17 protein-coding genes are annotated in these 16,940 nt (G+C 64.2%); 16 read left to right on the forward strand and 1 reads right to left on the reverse strand.

What is annotated here, in order from left to right; genetic code table 11:
* Window positions 1–7 precede the first annotated feature (7 nt).
* From chvE to mmsB, 3 genes are all read left to right on the forward strand, one after another.
* Window positions 8–1,081 carry a multiple monosaccharide ABC transporter substrate-binding protein gene (gene chvE / locus XH87_RS31920; RefSeq protein WP_271590293.1) on the forward strand — a complete coding sequence of 358 codons (1,074 nt, stop codon included), beginning with the start codon at window positions 8–10 and terminating at the stop codon, window positions 1,079–1,081.
* Window positions 1,082–1,273: 192 nt separating this feature from the next.
* Window positions 1,274–2,845, forward strand: coding sequence for a multiple monosaccharide ABC transporter ATP-binding protein (gene mmsA / locus XH87_RS31925; protein ID WP_271590294.1), 1,572 nt, complete (start codon window positions 1,274–1,276; stop codon window positions 2,843–2,845).
* On the forward strand, window positions 2,842–4,032 hold the full coding sequence (gene mmsB, locus XH87_RS31930) for a multiple monosaccharide ABC transporter permease (RefSeq protein ID WP_035699468.1): 1,191 nt from the start codon (window positions 2,842–2,844) through the stop codon (window positions 4,030–4,032). The genes mmsA and mmsB overlap by 4 nt, the downstream gene beginning before the upstream one ends.
* 43 nt (window positions 4,033–4,075) lie before the next feature.
* Here mmsB and XH87_RS31935 read toward each other — a convergent pair whose 3' ends face one another.
* Complete coding sequence (locus tag XH87_RS31935) at window positions 4,076–4,231, reverse strand: hypothetical protein (protein ID WP_085973512.1); 156 nt, start codon at window positions 4,229–4,231, stop codon at window positions 4,076–4,078.
* A 171-nt stretch (window positions 4,232–4,402) separates the two neighbouring features.
* Here XH87_RS31935 and XH87_RS31940 point away from each other — a divergent pair, with 171 nt between their 5' ends.
* The 13 genes from XH87_RS31940 (at window position 4,403) to XH87_RS32000 (ending at window position 16,932) form a co-directional block, all read left to right on the forward strand.
* Complete coding sequence (locus XH87_RS31940) at window positions 4,403–4,978, forward strand: cytochrome c oxidase subunit 3 family protein (RefSeq protein ID WP_271590295.1); 576 nt, start codon at window positions 4,403–4,405, stop codon at window positions 4,976–4,978.
* A 2-nt stretch (window positions 4,979–4,980) separates the two neighbouring features.
* A complete protein-coding gene (locus XH87_RS31945; RefSeq protein ID WP_271590296.1) occupies window positions 4,981–5,241 on the forward strand; it encodes a cytochrome C oxidase subunit IV family protein in 261 nt (86 codons plus the stop codon).
* 96 nt (window positions 5,242–5,337) lie between these two features.
* Window positions 5,338–5,790 carry a c-type cytochrome gene (locus XH87_RS31950; protein WP_271590297.1) on the forward strand — a complete coding sequence of 151 codons (453 nt, stop codon included), beginning with the start codon at window positions 5,338–5,340 and terminating at the stop codon, window positions 5,788–5,790.
* Between the two features lie 37 nt (window positions 5,791–5,827).
* Window positions 5,828–7,174: a cbb3-type cytochrome c oxidase subunit I gene (locus tag XH87_RS31955; RefSeq protein WP_271590298.1), complete on the forward strand. Its 1,347-nt coding sequence runs from the start codon at window positions 5,828–5,830 to the stop codon at window positions 7,172–7,174.
* A gap of 63 nt (window positions 7,175–7,237) precedes the next feature.
* Window positions 7,238–8,047: a CbbQ/NirQ/NorQ/GpvN family protein gene (locus XH87_RS31960; RefSeq protein WP_271590299.1), complete on the forward strand. Its 810-nt coding sequence runs from the start codon at window positions 7,238–7,240 to the stop codon at window positions 8,045–8,047.
* Between the two features lie 9 nt (window positions 8,048–8,056).
* Window positions 8,057–9,973 (forward strand): nitric oxide reductase activation protein NorD, encoded by a 1,917-nt coding sequence (locus XH87_RS31965; RefSeq protein WP_271590300.1) that lies wholly within the window; start codon window positions 8,057–8,059, stop codon window positions 9,971–9,973.
* 73 nt (window positions 9,974–10,046) lie between these two features.
* Entirely contained in the window at window positions 10,047–10,709 is a 663-nt protein-coding gene (locus XH87_RS31970) for an HAD family hydrolase (protein WP_271590301.1), read from the forward strand.
* 7 nt (window positions 10,710–10,716) lie between these two features.
* Complete coding sequence (locus XH87_RS31975; RefSeq protein ID WP_271590302.1) at window positions 10,717–11,667, forward strand: sugar-binding transcriptional regulator; 951 nt, start codon at window positions 10,717–10,719, stop codon at window positions 11,665–11,667.
* Between the two features lie 313 nt (window positions 11,668–11,980).
* Window positions 11,981–13,294, forward strand: a complete 1,314-nt coding sequence (locus XH87_RS31980) for an ABC transporter substrate-binding protein (protein WP_271590303.1) — start codon at window positions 11,981–11,983, stop codon at window positions 13,292–13,294.
* Between the two features lie 92 nt (window positions 13,295–13,386).
* A complete protein-coding gene (locus XH87_RS31985; protein ID WP_035699501.1) occupies window positions 13,387–14,259 on the forward strand; it encodes a carbohydrate ABC transporter permease in 873 nt (290 codons plus the stop codon).
* A gap of 3 nt (window positions 14,260–14,262) precedes the next feature.
* Window positions 14,263–15,093 (forward strand): carbohydrate ABC transporter permease, encoded by an 831-nt coding sequence (locus XH87_RS31990; protein WP_035699454.1) that lies wholly within the window; start codon window positions 14,263–14,265, stop codon window positions 15,091–15,093.
* A 14-nt stretch (window positions 15,094–15,107) separates the two neighbouring features.
* Complete coding sequence (locus XH87_RS31995) at window positions 15,108–16,115, forward strand: ABC transporter ATP-binding protein (protein WP_271590304.1); 1,008 nt, start codon at window positions 15,108–15,110, stop codon at window positions 16,113–16,115.
* A 43-nt stretch (window positions 16,116–16,158) separates the two neighbouring features.
* Window positions 16,159–16,932, forward strand: coding sequence for an SDR family NAD(P)-dependent oxidoreductase (locus tag XH87_RS32000; RefSeq protein WP_271590305.1), 774 nt, complete (start codon window positions 16,159–16,161; stop codon window positions 16,930–16,932).
* The last annotated feature ends 8 nt before the right edge of the window (window positions 16,933–16,940 follow it).

Genomic DNA, 16,940 nt, shown 5'->3' on the forward strand with positions numbered 1-16,940 from the left:
GTGAAACATGCCGAAACTGAAGACCACATTCCTCGCGCTGGCGCTGGCGGGCGTTGCGACGATAGCCACGGGCCTCACCGCCTCCGCCCAGAACAAGGCGACCGTCGGCATCGCGATGCCGACCAAATCGTCGGCGCGCTGGATCGACGACGGCAACAACATGGTCAAGGTACTGAAGGAGCGCGGTTACAACACCGACCTGCAATATGCCGAAGACGACATCCCGAACCAGCTCTCGCAGGTCGAGAACATGGTGACCAAGGGCGCGAAGGCCCTGGTGATCGCTGCGATCGACGGCACCACGCTGTCCGACGTGCTCAAGCAGGCCAAGGCCAAGGGGATCACCGTGATCGCCTATGACCGGCTGATCCGCGGCACGCCGAATGTCGACTATTACGCGACCTTCGACAACTTCCAGGTCGGCGTGCTCCAGGCGCAGTCGATCGAAAAAGGCCTCGGCCTGAAGGACGGCAAGGGGCCGTTCAACATCGAGCTGTTCGGCGGCTCGCCCGACGACAACAACGCCTACTTCTTCTACAACGGCGCGATGAGCGTGCTGAAGCCCTACATCGATAGCGGCAAGCTCGTCGTCCCCTCGGGCCAGATGGGCATGGACAAGGTCGCGACGTTGCGTTGGGACGGTGCCACAGCGCAGGCCCGCATGGACAATCTGCTCAGCGCCTACTACGGCAACAAGAAGGTCAACGCTGTGCTGTCGCCCTATGACGGACTCTCGATCGGCATCATTTCCTCGTTGAAGGGCGTCGGCTATGGCAGCGCCGATCAGCCCATGCCGATCATTTCGGGTCAGGACGCCGAGGTGCCATCGATCAAGGCGATGCTGCGCGGCGACCAGTACTCGACCATCTTCAAGGACACCCGCGATCTCGCCAAGGTGACTGCCGACATGGTCGACGCCGCGCTCGCCGGCAAGCAGGTCACCGTCAACGACACCAAGACCTACGAGAACGGCGTCAAGACCGTGCCGTCCTACCTGCTCAAGCCGGTCGTGGTCTACAAGGACAATTGGGAGAAGGTGCTGGTCGACAGCGGTTACTACAAGAAGTCGCAGTTCCAGTGAGACTGTTTCTTTTCCCTCACCCCGCGTGCGTGCGAGAGGCAGCTCTCTATGAGGGACGAAGCGTATGTCCACGTACTCCGTCGTGCCCGGGCTTGTCCCGGGCATCCACGGCCTTCCTCGCAAGCGGTGGCACGTGGATGGCCGGGACAAGCCCGGCCATGACGACGTGGAAAAGTCCGGGAGAATGATCCGATGACCGCCATGCTGGAGATGCGCAACGTCAGCAAGAGCTTTGCCGGTGTGCAGGCGCTGCGCGACGTCAACTTCTCGGTTCATGCCGGACAGATCCATGCCCTTGTCGGCGAGAACGGCGCCGGCAAGTCGACGCTGATGAAGGTGCTGAGCGGGGTCTATCCCGCAGGCAGCTACGAGGGCACCATCGTCTTCGAGGGCGAGGAGCGGCGCTTTCGCGACATCAACGATTCCGAGGCGCTCGGCATCATCATCATTCACCAGGAGCTGGCGCTGATTCCGCTGATGTCGATCGCGGAGAACATCTTCCTGTCGCATCCGCCGTCGAATCTGGGGGTAATCGACCGCGACGAGGTCTACCGGCGCACGCGGGAGCTCCTCGCGCAGGTCGGCCTCAAGGAATCGCCGGACACGCTGATTACCGATCTCGGCGTCGGCAAGCAGCAGCTGGTCGAGATCGCCAAGGCATTGTCCAAGCGGGTGCGGATGCTGATCCTGGACGAGCCGACCGCGAGCCTCAACGAAGCCGACAGTGCCGCGCTGCTGGAACGTCTGATGGCCTTCCGCGAGCAGGGCATCGGCTCGATCCTGATCTCGCACAAGCTGAACGAGGTCGCCAAGGTCGCCGACCACATCACCGTGCTGCGCGACGGCCGCACCGTCGACAGCATCGACTGTCACGCCGAGCCGATCCAGGAAGACCGCATCATCCGCAGCATGGTCGATCGTGATCTCGCGCACCGCTTCCCGGAGCGCAACACGAAGATCGGCGAACCCGTCCTTGCCGTTGAGAACTGGTCGGTCTACCACCCCATTCATGCCGAACGGCAGGTGATCAAGAACGTCAATTTCAGCGTCAGGCGCGGCGAGGTTGTCGGCATCGCCGGCCTGATGGGTGCAGGGCGCACCGAATTCGCCATGAGCCTGTTCGGTCACTCCTGGGGTACAAATATCAGCGGCAGCATTCGGCTCGAAGGCCATGAAATCGTGCTCCCGAGCGTCGCGGCCGCGATCGACGCCGGCCTTGCCTATGTCACCGAGGACCGCAAGCAACTCGGCCTGATCCTCGCCGACGACGTTCGCAAGAACATCACGCTGGCGAGCCTCGACCAGGTCGCGCCGGGGCGGGTGATCGACGATATCGCGGAGCTGAAGGTCGCCAGCGACTACCGCAACCGGATGCGGATCCGCTGCTCCGACGTCTACCAGGAGGCCGGCCAGCTCTCCGGCGGCAACCAGCAGAAGGTCGTGCTGTCGAAATGGCTGATGACCGACCCCAAGGTGTTGATCCTGGACGAGCCGACGCGCGGCATCGATGTCGGTGCCAAATACGAGATTTACTGTATCATCAACGAGCTGGCGGAAGCCGGCCGCGGCGTCGTGGTGATCTCCTCGGAGATGCCCGAGCTGCTGGGCATCTGCGACCGCATCTGCGTCATGAATGACGGCGCCTTCGTTGGCGAGTTCAAGGGCGCGGACGCGACGCAGGAGAAGATCATGCGCGCCATCATGCGCAACGAACGAAGCACTGGGAACGCCGCGTCCGCGGAGATGGGAGGATCGCAGCCATGACCGACAAGACGGTGTCGCTGCCCGAGGAGCGCCGGCACGGCAGCTTCATCAAGAACAATCTGCGCAATTACGGCATGCTGATGTCGCTCATCGCGATCATGCTGTTCTTCCAGGTCGTGACCGGCGGCACGCTGCTGCAGCCGCTCAACCTCACCAATCTGGTGCTCCAGAACAGCTACATCGTCATCATGGCGCTCGGCATGCTCCTGGTGATCGTCACCGGCCATATCGACCTCTCGGTCGGCTCGGTTGCAGGCTTCATCGGCGCCGTCGCCGCGGTGCTGATGGTGACCTGGAAGGTCGACTATACGTTCGCCTTCATCGCCTGCCTCCTGGTTGGTGCCGCGATCGGCGCCGCACAGGGCTATTGGGTGGCCTATTTCAAGATCCCGTCCTTCATCGTCACGCTTGCGGGCATGCTGGTGTTCAAGGGGCTCGCGCTTGCGGTGTTGCAGGGGCAGTCGCTCGGCCCGTTCCCGCCGACCTTCCAGAAATTGTCGTCCGGCTTCATTCCGGAACTGCTGCCCGAGGCCGGCACGCTGCATCCGACGTCCATGCTGATCGGCGCCGTGCTCGCGCTCGGGCTCGTCTACGCCGGCGCCAAGGGGAGGTCGCGCGAGCAGTCGCACGGCATTGAGGTCGAGCCCTACGCGTTCTTCCTCGGAAAGAGCATCCTGCTGGCCTGCGCCGTGCTCTATTTCACCTATCTGATTGCCTCGCATCGCGGCCTGCCCAACGTGCTGGTGATCATGACCGCGCTGATCGCGCTCTACGGCTTCGTCACGCGTCGCACCGTGATCGGCCGGCAGATCTACGCGGTCGGCGGCAACGCCAAGGCGGCAAGCCTGTCGGGCATCAAGACCGAGCGGCTGACTTTCCTGACCTTCGTCAACATGGGCGTGCTCGCCGCGCTCGCCGGCCTCGTCTTCGCCGCGCGCCTCAACACCGCGACGCCGAAGGCCGGTCTCGGCTTCGAGCTCGACGTCATCGCCGCCTGCTTCATCGGCGGCGCCTCGGCCTATGGCGGGGTAGGGCGGGTCGGCGGTGCCGTCGTGGGCGCCATGATCATGGGCGTGATGAACAACGGCATGTCCATCCTCGGCATCGGCATCGATTATCAGCAGGTGATCAAGGGCCTGGTGCTGCTGGGAGCAGTGTGCATCGACGTGTATAACCAGCGGCGGTAACGCTGCGGAGCCCGGATTGCGCTATCGCTCCATCCGGGCTTCTTTACTGCGTCGTGAACAACACTGTTGCGATCGCGAGGGAGAGGCTGACCGCCGATACGGTCGCCACCGTCGACAGCACGCCCATGCGCCGCAGAGCGATGGCGAAGGCGATAATGATTGGGGTCGCGGTCATCAGCCCGATTTGTGCATCACTCATTTGAACGTTCGCAGCTCAGTGGAACCCTGAGCCAATTTCGTACCGCGATCCGGCCGGCCGGACGTTGCGTCGGCGCAAACAAGCGCCCGGTAACTCTCCAGTTTGTCCCGCGACAAACTCGGAACGGAGCAGCCGGGCTAAGTCTGACCGGTGTCCTGATCCGGAAAGACGATGTCGACCGCCGAGTGCGAACAACAAGAAGCCGGCTGGGGAATCCTGGAAGATCTCCCCGGTGATCCCATGATCTGGGTGCTGATCTTCAGCGAACTCGTCGCCTTCGGCTTGTTCCTCGGCGCCTTCTCGGTCGCGCGCGCGATCCACCCCGCGATGTTCGCGGCGGGGCAGTCAGCACTCGATTCGAATCTCGCCGGCCTCAATACCCTCGTGCTGGTCACCAGCGGCTGGGCTGCGGCAAGAGCGACGAAGGCGGCGCGTGCAGGGGAGCGGCCGGTGGCGCGATCCTGGATTTTCGGCGCGATGGCGCTCGGCGGTCTCTTCATCGCGATCAAGCTCGCCGAATATGCGGAAGAAATTGGACGAGGCGTCGGGCTCGAAACCAGCCCGTTCTTCACGCTCTACTTCCTCCTGACCGGTTTTCATCTTCTGCATGTCGGTCTCGGCATCGTCATCCTCGCCGTGGTGTGCCGCCGCGCCGGGATACTGGGCGTCGAGACGGGAACGGCCTTCTGGCACATGGTCGATCTGGTCTGGATCGTCATGTTTCCGATTGTCTATCTGGTGAAATGACGATGCCGAATCGTATCGACATCACCTGGATCGTGCTGATCGGCCTCGCGCTTGCGACCATCCTGGTGCCGCCGCTGGTGCCGCGGGCGCTGCTCGGCAATGCTCTGCTGCTCGCCTTCGCCGTGCTCAAGGGCCGCCGACTCGCGCTCGACTTCATGGATCTTCGCGCCGCGCCCGCGCTCTGGCGTGGTCTGGTCGGAATCTGGATCCTGATCGTTCTGCTGCTTGCGTGGCTCGCCTCGGCCGTCGTCGCCCTGATCTGACGCGCTCATTGCGCCCTGACAAAGAACGCGCGGGGCAAAGCGGCAATAAATCGCACCATCGCATTTCTCCAGGAATCAAACCGGAAAGGATTGGCAATGGCTGAACGCCTGACCAAGTCGGCCGCTCGAAATGTCTTCTACGGCGGCTCGGCCTTCTTCTTCGCCATCTTCATAGGGCTGACGGCGCACAGCCATTACTACATGGCCACGACTTCCACGGACGCGACCATGCTGACGTCGTCGGTCGCCCGCGGCAAGCATGTCTGGGAAAAGAACTCCTGCATCAACTGCCACACCCTGCTGGGCGAGGGCGCCTATTTCGCGCCCGAAGTCGGCAATGTCTGGGATCGCTGGGGCGGCAAGGAAGACCCGGCCGCTGCGCGCGAGACGCTGAAGGCCTGGATGCAGTCCCAGCCGTCGGGCGCGGAAGGCCGCCGGCAGATGCCGCAGTTCAACCTCACCGACCAGGAGCTCAACGATCTCGCCGACTTCCTGCAATGGGTGAGCACGATCAAGCGCCAGGACTGGCCGCCGAACAAGGCCGGTTGAACACGCCGCATCCTCTTCAATACAGAGAGAACCCGAGATGAAATATCAGACCCAGAAAGTCGCGATGCTGTATTTCTACGGCGCGCTGACCTTGTTCCTGGCCCAGGTCCTGCTCGGCCTGCTCGCCGGAACCATCTACGTCCTGCCCAACACCCTGTCGACCCTCCTGCCGTTCAACATCGTCAGGATGATCCACACCAACGCGCTGATCGTATGGTCGCTGATCGGCTTCATGGGCGCGACCTACTTCCTGTTGCCTGAGGAAACTGAGACCGAGTTGTACAGCCCGCTACTGGCGAAAATCCAGTTCTGGATGTTTTTTGGCGCGGCAGGCGTGGCCGTGGTCGGATATCTCTTCCACTACCATGAGGGCCGCGAATTCCTCGAACAGCCCTTCATCATCAAGGTCGGCATCGTCGTCGTCTGCCTGATGTTCCTGTTCAACGTCACGATGACGGCGCTCAAGGGCCGCAAGACCACGGTCACCAACATCCTCCTGTTCGGCCTGTGGGGCGTCGCGATCTTCTTCCTGTTCGCCTTCTACAACCCCGCGAACCTCGCGGTCGACAAGATGTACTGGTGGTACGTCGTCCATCTCTGGGTCGAAGGCGTCTGGGAGCTGATCATGGCCTCCGTGCTCGCCTATCTCATGATCAAGCTCAACGGCATCGACCGCGAGGTCGTGGAGAAATGGCTCTATGTCATCATCGGCCTTGCGCTCTTCTCCGGGATTCTCGGCACCGGTCATCACTTCTACTGGATCGGCGCACCCGGCTACTGGCAGTGGATCGGCTCGCTGTTCTCCACGCTCGAGGTTGCACCCTTCTTCACCATGGTGATCTTCACGGTGCAGATGACCTGGAAGGCCGGCCGCAAGCATCCGAACCGCGCCGCGCTGCTGTGGTCGGTCGGCTGCTCGGTGATGGCGTTCCTCGGCGCCGGCGTCTGGGGCTTCCTGCACACGCTGTCCTCGGTGAACTACTACACCCACGGCACCCAGGTCACCGCGGCGCATGGCCATCTCGCCTTCTTCGGCGCCTATGTGATGCTGAACCTGTCGGTGATGGCCTATGCGATCCCGCAGCTGAAGGGACGGGCGCCGTACAACCAGTGGCTCTCCATGACCAGCTTCTGGATCATGTGCACCGCCATGATGGTGATGACCTTCGCGCTGACCTTCGCCGGCGTGGTCCAGGTCCATCTCCAGCGCGTGCTCGGCCAGGGCTACATGGACGTGCAGGACCAGCTGGCGATGTTCTACTGGGTCCGGCTCGGCTCCGGTGTGTTCGTCGCGATCTCCGCGCTGATGTTCGTCTGGGCCGTGCTGGTGCCCGGCCGCGAAAAGCAGGCGGCCATTCCCGTCGCGCTGCAGCCGGCTGAGTAAACGCAACTGGCGGCCGCGGTTCGCCGCGGCCGCCAGGCTTCCTGGAACGTCCGGAGAGATATCATGAAAGCTGCCCTTCACACGGTCACCTCGGCGCCGGCGCTGCCGGCCTATGTTCCATCCGGAAACGAATGCGAGCTGTTCGAGCATGCCTGGCGACGGCGTCTGCCGGTTTTGCTCAAGGGGCCGACCGGCTGCGGCAAGACACGCTTCGTCGCGCACATGGCGGCGCGGCTGGGACTGCCGCTGCATACCGTCGCCTGCCACGACGATCTCACCGCGGCCGATCTTACTGGCCGCTATCTGCTCCGCGGCGGCGACACGGTATGGACCGACGGTCCGCTGACGCGCGCCGTGCGCGAGGGCGGCATCTGCTATCTCGACGAGGTCGTGGAAGCGCGCAAGGACGTCACCGTAGTGCTGCATCCCCTGACCGATGATCGCCGCATCCTGCCGCTGGAGCGTACCGGCGAGGAACTGGTGGCGCCGAACAGCTTCATGCTCGTCGTCTCCTACAATCCCGGCTACCAGACGCTGCTGAAGGCGCTGAAGCCCTCGACGCGGCAGCGCTTCGTTGCCATCGAATTCGGCTTCCTGCCGCCCGAGCAGGAGATCGCCGTCGTGTCCGCCGAAAGCGGACTGTCGCCGGAGCGCGTGCGGCCGCTCGTCGCGCTGGCTGGCCGGTTGCGCGCGCTCAGGGGCCACGATCTGGAGGAGGGCGTCTCGACCCGGCTCGTCGTCTATTGCGCGACCCTGATTGCGGCGGGCACGCCGGTCGCCGATGCCGTGCCGGCCGGCATGATCGAGCCGCTGACTGACGACGCCGACGTGAAGGCGGCGCTGCTCGACGTCGCCCGCGCCGTCATCGCGTGAGGCCGCGTCATGCTCGACTTCCTCGAACTGGAGGAGACGATCGGCCGCGCCTGGCATCGGATGGTCGGCGGCACCGCGAGCTATCCGGTTCATGACGATCATGCCGTCGCGCTTTCCGAGATGAGAGGTCGTCTCGCGGTGACGTTCCGCGCGCTCGGCGGTGAGACGGGCGTGCAGATCGCGAGCGCAGGGGCCCGAAAATCCGGGCATCGTCTCGGCTGGCGACAGCGCATCGGTCTTGGCGACGAGCGGCTCGAGCAGCCGGGCCGCGATGCCGCAACCATCTTCCTTCCCGATCGCATCGCAATCTTTCCCGACCGTGCGCTGAATGCATCGCTCTATCGCTGGCTTGCGGCATGGTTCGCGGCGGCGCCGATCGAGACGATCGCGGAGGCCGATCCGCTGCGGCGGGATCTTCTGGTGTTGCGCCGGGCGAGCGAGACGGCGGTCTTCGTGCTCACCCTGTTTCCCGGCCTTGTCGCCGATTACGCCCGGCTCGCCGCGGCAACTGCCGAGGCCCGGCCTCGCCGTTCCTTGCCGCGCATCGAGCAGGAGCTCGAGCAGATCGTGGTGGCCTTGCTCGGAGCCGGCAAAGCACCCGCGGGCAGGCTGTGGCCGGCGATGGTGGGGACGTGTCCGCTGCCGGCCAAGGCGCCTCCGGGCTATCATTCGATCCTGCCATGCCCACTCTGGGGGGATTGCTGGACGCGCGATCTCTCGCCTACGCATGCCGGCGAGGACGAGTGCGAGCCGGGCGCGGAGGCCGCGGCCGAGAACGATCGCAAACGCTTTGCCGTCCGCGAGCGTGAGGACAACGCCAACCGCTGCGATCCTTTCGTGCTCAACCGCTTCGAGAAGATCCTGGCGATGGCCGAGATGGTCAATGTCGATCGTCCGGCCGACAACGGCGAGGACGAGGACGCGCAGAAGGCGGCCGACGATCTCGAGGAGATCACGCTCAGCCGTCGTAGCGGCAAGCCCGCGAGCCGGTTCAAGTTCGATCTGGACCTGCCTCCGGAGGCCCTCGATGCCTCACAGCTCAATGCGGACCTGACCTATCCCGAATGGGATTATCGCAGCAGCTCCTATCTGCCGGATCATTGTCGCGTGCTCGCCGCTGCGGCCTCCGACCGAGGCGAGAGCTGGACGCCTGATGAAACCATGCGCCGGCACGTCCGCCAGGTGCGCCGCCGCTTCGAGGTCTTGCGGCCGCGCCGCGAATTGATGCGCGCCCAGGCCGACGGACATGATCTCGACCTCGATGCGCTCGTGCGGGCGAGATGCGACCTCCGCGCCGGCAGCAGCAGTGGTCTCGATCGTGTCCACATGGCGATGCGCCCGCAGGGGCACGATCTCGCCGTCACGCTGCTGGTCGACGTTTCGCTTTCCACGGACGCCTGGGTCGACGGCTATCGCGTGCTCGACGTCGAGAAGGAGGCGCTGCTCGTGCTCGCGCGCGGACTGTCGGCCTGCGGCGATCACCACAGCATCCTGACCTTCACCTCGCGCCGGCGATCCTGGGTGCGGATCGAGACCATCAAGGCGTTCGGCGAGCCGATGAGCGGAGTCGTCGAGCGCCGCATCGGCGCGCTCAAACCCGGCTATTACACCCGGATCGGGGCGGCCGTCCGCCACGCCTCGGCCGAGCTGGCGCGCCAACCCCAGCGCAAGAAGCTGCTGCTCGTCCTCACCGACGGCAAGCCGAATGATGTCGATCACTATGAAGGGCGCTTTGCGGTCGAAGACACCAGGAAATCCGTGCAGGAGGCGCGCCGGCTCGGCATCGCGGTCTTCGGAGTGACGATCGACGCGACGGCACAATCCTACTTTCCGACGCTGTTCGGACGCGGTGGCTACGCCATCGTCGGCAACGTCAAGCGGTTGCCGGGGGCACTGCCAGCGATCTACCGGCAGGTGGCGCATTGACCCGGCAGGCCTAAACCTTGCTTGATCTTCGTGAGCTATTGCTCATAGATTGGGTATATGATCGAATGGGCGGATGCACCAATGCCGGCCACAACCCGATCTGATCATCTTCGACTGCGACGGCGTGCTCGTCGACAGCGAGCTCTTGAGCTGCCGCTGCCTGTCTGAAGAGCTGGCCGGGTTCGGTCTCGCGCTCAGCGAGGCGCAGGCGCTGGAGTTGTTTCTCGGACGCAGCACCAAGGCGATCGAGCAGCATTATCGTGATCTCGGGAGGTCGCTACCGGACAGCTTCCTGCCGGGATTGAAGTCACGCGTGCTGGAGAGGTTTGCCGCATCGCTCGAGCCGATCCCGGGGGTAGGGGCGGTGATCTCGGGGCTCGCCGTGCCGGTCTGCGTGGCCTCATCGAGCGACATCGATCGCGTCTCGCTGTCGCTCGACGTCACCAATCTTCGGGCGCATTTCGGCGATCGGATCTACACCGCGCAGATGGTCGAGCACGGCAAGCCGGCGCCCGATCTCTTCCTCTACGCGGCGGAGAAGATGGGGGCGCAACCTGCGCGCACCCTGGTGATCGAGGATAGCGTCAGCGGCGTGCAGGCAGGCAGGGCGGCCGGCATGACCGTCTGGGGATTTGTCGGCGGCAGCCATTATCGCGCCCGCGACGGCCGCGCTATATTGTCCGCCGCCGGGGCCGATCGGGTCTTCGCGCATATGAGCGATTTCTGGGAGGCGTGAGGCCCGCATGGCCGTCGAGAACGACAAGTCGAGACTCGATGACGCCGCACGTGCCGGCTGGCTCTATTTCATCGCCGGCCACACCCAGGACGAGATCGCCAGGATGCTCCAGGTCTCGCGCGCTTCGGCGCAGCGGCTGGTCTCGCTGTGCCTGGCCGAACGTCTGATCACGTTCCGGCTCGAGCATCCCATTGCCGCCTGCATGGAGCTGGCCTCGCGCCTGAAGGAGCGGTTCAACCTCGTCCATTGCGAGGTCGTGCCGGCAGATCCTGCCGCGCCGCAGGCGACTGCGGGCATTGCCGAACGCTGTGCCAACCTGCTCGACGCGACGCTGCGCTCGGAGACGCCCGTCATCGTCGCGCTCGGCACGGGCCGCGCGGTGCGTGCTGCGGTCGAGCGCGTCACGCCGATCGACCGGCCCAATCACCAGATCGTCTCGCTGGTCGGCAACATCTCCGCCGACGGATCGGCGAGCTTCTACGACACCGTCGGCCGGCTCGCCGACCGCACCGGCGCGCGGCATTACCCGATGCCGCTGCCGTTCCTGATGTCGTCGGAGGACGAGCGCAACAGGATGGTGCGCATCGAGCCGATCGCGAAGGTGAAGGCGGTCGCGGCCAGGGCTGACCTGCGCCTCGTCGGCATCGGCCAGATGGACCAGAAGGCGCAGGTGCACGTCGACGGCTTCGTCACCCGCGACGAATTGTTCGAGATGATGCGGCTGGGTGCCATCGGCGAGATCACCGGCTGGGCCTATGATGCCAAGGGTCGCCTGCTCAAGGCCGGCACCAACAAGCGCCTCACCAGCATTCCGCCGGAAGTGCCGGCGAAGACCACGACCATCGGGGCTGCGGTGGGTGGGGCCAAGGTGGCAGCAATCGCGGCGGCGCTGAGCGGGGGGCTGATCAACGGCCTGATCACGGACGAGACGACGGCGAGGGCGATTCTGGAGCGGTAGAGGCTAGCTCTCGCCATTCGCTCGCGAGGCGGGCGACCTATCAACCCACACCGCTGTCATCGTCCGCGAAAGCGGACGATCCAGTACGCCGCGGCCAAGCTTGAGGCAAATCAATAGACGGCACGGAGTACTGGATGCCCCTTCGCGGGGCATGACACCGTGGGTGAGGGGGCACCACTCCATCACTCCCGCACCGCAGCACTCATAAGTTGCGCAAACGCCCGCCGCCTGCTTGACAATCCTCTTTCCTTGCGTTGAACATACGCTCAACGCGTGGGCATATGCTCAAAGGCGCGACTTAAGGGAGGTCACCGTGAAACATGTCCTGGGCGCCGTGTGCGGCGCGTCTTGCCTGCTGCTGGCCGTCCCCGCGATGGCCGAAACGACCCTGACCATCGCCACCGTCAACAACGGCGACATGATCCGCATGCAGGGGCTCACGAGCGAATTCACCAAGAGAAATCCTGATATCAGCGTGAAATGGGTGACGCTGGAGGAGAACGTGCTGCGCCAGCGCGTCACCACGGACATCGCCACCAAGGGCGGCCAGTTCGACGTGCTCACCATCGGCACCTATGAGGTGCCGATCTGGGCCAAGAAGGGCTGGCTGGTGCCGCTCGCCAATCTCGGCGCCGACTACGACGTCGCCGACCTCCTGCCGAAGATCAGGGACGCGGTCTCCGCCGACGGCAAGCTCTACGCCGCGCCGTTCTACGGCGAGAGCTCGATGGTGATGTACCGCACCGATTTGTTCGAGAAGGCCGGCCTGAAGATGCCGGAGAAGCCGACATGGGACTTCGTGATCGACGCGGCCAAGAAGCTCACCGACAAGAGCGGCGGCACGTATGGCATCTGCCTGCGCGGCAAGGCGGGGTGGGGCGAGAACATGGCTTTCCTCTCGGCGATGGCCAATTCCTACGGTGCGCGCTGGTTCGACGAGAAGTGGCAGCCGCAATTCAACACTCCGGAATGGAAGGCGACGCTGACGACCTACGTCAATCTGATGAAGGAGGCCGGCCCGCCCGGCGCAAGCTCCAACGGCTTCAACGAGAACCTGGCACTGTTCAACGCCGGCAAATGCGCGATGTGGATCGATGCCACGGTGGCGGCCTCCTTCGTCACCAACCCGAAGGACTCCAAGGTCGCCGACAAGGTCGGCTTCGCGCTGGCGCCCAACACCGGTCTCGGCAAGAACGCCAACTGGCTGTGGGCCTGGAATCTGGCGATACCCGCCGGCTCGAAGAAGACCGAAGCAGCCGAGAAGTTCATCGCCTGGGCGACGAGCAAGGACTACACCAGGCTCGTCGCGTCGAAGGAGGGCTGGGCCAACGTGCCGCCGGGCACGCGCACCTCGCTCTACCAGAACCCCGACTATCTCAAGGTCGCGCCGTTCGCCAAGCTGACGCTGGCCTCGATCGACGCGGCCGATCCGAACAAGCCGACGGTAAAGCCGGTTCCTTACGTCGGGGTGCAATACGCTGCGATTCCCGAATTCCAGGGGATCGGCACCCAGGTCGGCCAGCAATTCTCGGCCGCGCTTGCGGGATCGATGACGGTCGATGCCGCGCTGACCGCGGCGCAATCGGCGACCGAGCGCGAGATGAAGCGCGCCGGCTACATCAAGTGAATCCGGCCTCTTCCTCCTGAGCTCAGACTTGCGGCCATCCACCCATCCCCGGATGAATGGCCGCCTTCTTCCCCGAAAAGGAGAAGCCAGGGATGGCGACCCGGCAGACGCAATTTCTTGCGCGCTCGCTCCTGACGCCGGCGGTCGGGCTGCTGTTCGTCTGGATGATCGTCCCGCTCGCGCTGACGATCTACTTCTCGACGCTGCACTACAGCCTGCTCGATCCCGGCTCCGAATCCTTCGTCGGGCTGGAAAACTTCCGCTACTTCCTCACCGATCCCGCATTCCTTGCCTCGCTCCAGAACACTCTGGTGCTGGTCGGCTCGGTGCTGGCGCTGACCATCCTGCTCGGCATTCCGCTGGCGCTGTTGATGGACCAGCCGGTGATCGGCCGCAATTTCGTCCGCCTGATGGTGATCGCGCCGTTCTTCGTGATGCCGACGGTGAGCGCGCTGGTCTGGAAGAACCTGCTGATGCATCCGGTATCCGGCCTGTTCGCCTGGCTCGCCTCGTTATTCCACCTGACGCCGATCGACTGGTTCAACGATGTGCCGCTGCTTGCGGTGATCCTGATCGTGACGTGGCAATGGCTGCCGTTCGCGACGCTGATCCTGCTCACCGCGCTGCAATCGCTCGACGAGGAGCAGAAGGAGGCCGCCGAGATGGACGGCGCCAGCGCGGTTTCGACCTTCATCTACATCACCCTGCCGCATCTCGCGCGCCCCATCACGGTGGTGATCCTGATCGAGACCATCTTCCTGCTGACGGTATTCGCCGAGATCTTCGTCACCACCGGCGGCGGCCCGGGCCTTCAGACCACCAACATCGCGTTCCTGATCTATTCGCAAGCGCTGATCCAGTTCGACGTCGGCAGTGCCTCCGCGGGCGGCCTCGTCGCGGTGGTGATCGCCAATATCGTCGCCTTCTTCCTGGTCCGCATCGTCGGCCGCAACCTGGAGGCTTGAAGCATGGCGCGCATGGCGACGACGCGTCGGGTGGTGGTATCGACGGCGGTAGCCTGGTTGTTCGGTTTTTTGATCTTCTTCCCGATCCTCTGGATGGTGCTGGCGAGCTTCAAGACCGAGCTCGAGGCCTTTGCCATTCCGCCGTCCTTCCTGTTCTTCCACTGGACCACCGAGAACTACGTGACCGTGCAGGAGCGCAGCGACTATTTCCACCACGCGATGAACTCGGTCATCATCGCCGGCGGCTCGACGCTGATCGCGCTTCTGATAGCCATTCCCGCGGCCTGGTCGATGGCGTTCTCGCCGACCAGGCGCACCAAGGACATCCTGCTCTGGATGCTCTCGACCAAGATGATGCCGCCGGTCGGCGTGCTGGTGCCGATCTACCTGATCTACAAGAGTCTTGGTTTGCTCGATTCCCGCATCGGCCTCGTCTTCATCCTCTGCCTCGGCAACCTGCCGATCGTGATCTGGATGCTGTTCACCTATTTCAAGGAGATCCCGCGCGACATTCTGGAGGCCGCGCGCATGGACGGCGCCACCATCGGCCGCGAGCTCGTCTACGTGCTGACGCCGATGGCGATTCCGGGGCTCGCATCGACCTTGTTGCTCAATTTGATACTGGCCTGGAACGAGGCGTTCTGGACGCTGAACCTGTCGACCTCGAGTGCGGCGCCGCTCACCACGTTCATCGCGTCCTATTCCAGTCCGGAAGGGCTGTTCTGGGCGAAGCTGTCGGCGGCGTCCACGCTGGCGATCGCGCCGATTCTCGTCCTCGGTTGGTTCAGCCAGAAGCAGCTCGTGCGCGGGCTCACTTTTGGCGCGGTGAAGTAGGGGGCTGCCGGATCATGGGTCAGATCACACTTCAGGGCGTGCAGAAATCCTTCGGCCCAGTGCACATCATCAAGGGCGCCGATTTGGACATCGCCGACGGCTCCTTCGTGGTGTTCGTCGGTCCATCCGGCTGCGGCAAGACCACGCTGCTGCGGCTGATCGCGGGGCTCGAGGACGTCTCCGGCGGCAACATCCTGATCGACGGCAGGAACGTGGTCGACACACCGCCCGCCAAGCGCGGGCTGTCGATGGTGTTCCAGTCTTACGCGCTCTATCCGCATATGAGCGTGCGCGGCAATATCGGCTTCGGCCTGAAGATGGCCGGGCTGCCCAGGGACGAGATCAACCGCAAGGTCGAGGCCGCGGCCGCGACGCTCAACCTCACGCCCTATCTCGACCGCAAGCCGCGGGAGCTTTCCGGCGGCCAGCGTCAGCGCGTTGCGATTGGCCGTGCCATCGTGCGCGAGCCCAAGGCCTTCCTGTTCGACGAGCCGCTCTCCAATCTCGATGCCGCGCTGCGTGTGCAGATGCGCATCGAGGTGACCCGGCTGCAGAAGCAGCTCGGCACCACCGCAGTCTACGTCACCCACGACCAGGTCGAGGCCATGACCATGGCCGACAAGATCGTCGTGCTCAACGGCGGAAAGATCGAGCAGTACGGGTCACCGCTGGAGCTCTACGAGCGGCCCGCCAATCTCTTCGTCGCCGGCTTCATCGGCTCGCCCAGGATGAATTTCGTCACCGGCGAGCACGCCAAGCAGCAGGGCGCAGCCACGATCGGGGTGCGTCCGGAGCATCTGAAGATCGAGCGCGACGGTGCCGGCGGTTGGCGGGGGACGATTTCGGTCGCCGAGCATCTCGGCAGCGATACGTTCCTCTATGTCGATGCCGGCCCGCTCGGCATGCTCACGGCACGCTACATCGGCGAATTGAGCCTGCATGCCGGCGACCGCGTGTCGCTGGTGCCGGACCCTGCGCGAATTCACCGCTTCGATGACAGCGGCAACGCTCTTCGGGGCTGACAAGAAACCGGCAAGAAAACGGCAAGAAAACGGAAAGACGATCATGTACCTGGAAAAATTCAAGCTGAACGGCAAGACCGCGTTCATCACCGGCGGCGGGCAGGGCATCGGCCTTGGCTGCGCGGAGGCGCTGGCCGAGGCCGGGGCCAGGGTCATCATCGGCGACCGTGACAGCAAGGTCGCCGACAGCGCCAAGGCCGGCTTGAAGGCGAAGGGTTTTGACATCGAGACTGCGATCATGGACGTCACCGACGCCAGGCGCGTGGCGGAAGTGGCGAACGACCTCGTCGCCCGTCACAGCAAGGTCGACATTCTCGTCAACAATGCCGGCATCGCCCGCAGCGAGACCCCGGCCGAGACCGTGACCGACGAGCACTGGCTCAACGTCATCGACGTCAACCTCAACGGCACCTTCTGGTGTTGCCGCGAGTTCGGCAAGCACATGCTCAAGGCCAGGAGTGGCGCCATCGTCAATGTCGGCTCGATGTCCGGCTTCATCGTCAACAAGCCGCAGGAGCAGTGCTTCTACAACGCCTCCAAGGCCGCCGTGCACCATCTGACCAAGTCGCTGGCTGCCGAATGGGGCGCGCGCGGCATCCGTGTCAACGCGGTGGCGCCGACCTATATCGAAACGCCGCTCAATGCCTTCGTGAAGAGCAATCCGAAAATGTACGACGCCTGGATCGGTGGAACTCCGATGGCGCGGATGGGGCAGGTCGAGGAGATCGCCTCCGTCGTGCTGTTTCTCGCTTCGGACGCCGCGAGCCTGATGACCGGCAGCATCGTGCTGGTGGATGGCGGCTACACTTGCTGGTAGGCTTACCG

Source organism: Bradyrhizobium sp. CCBAU 53415 (assembly GCF_028128735.1).
GTDB lineage: Bacteria > Pseudomonadota > Alphaproteobacteria > Rhizobiales > Xanthobacteraceae > Bradyrhizobium.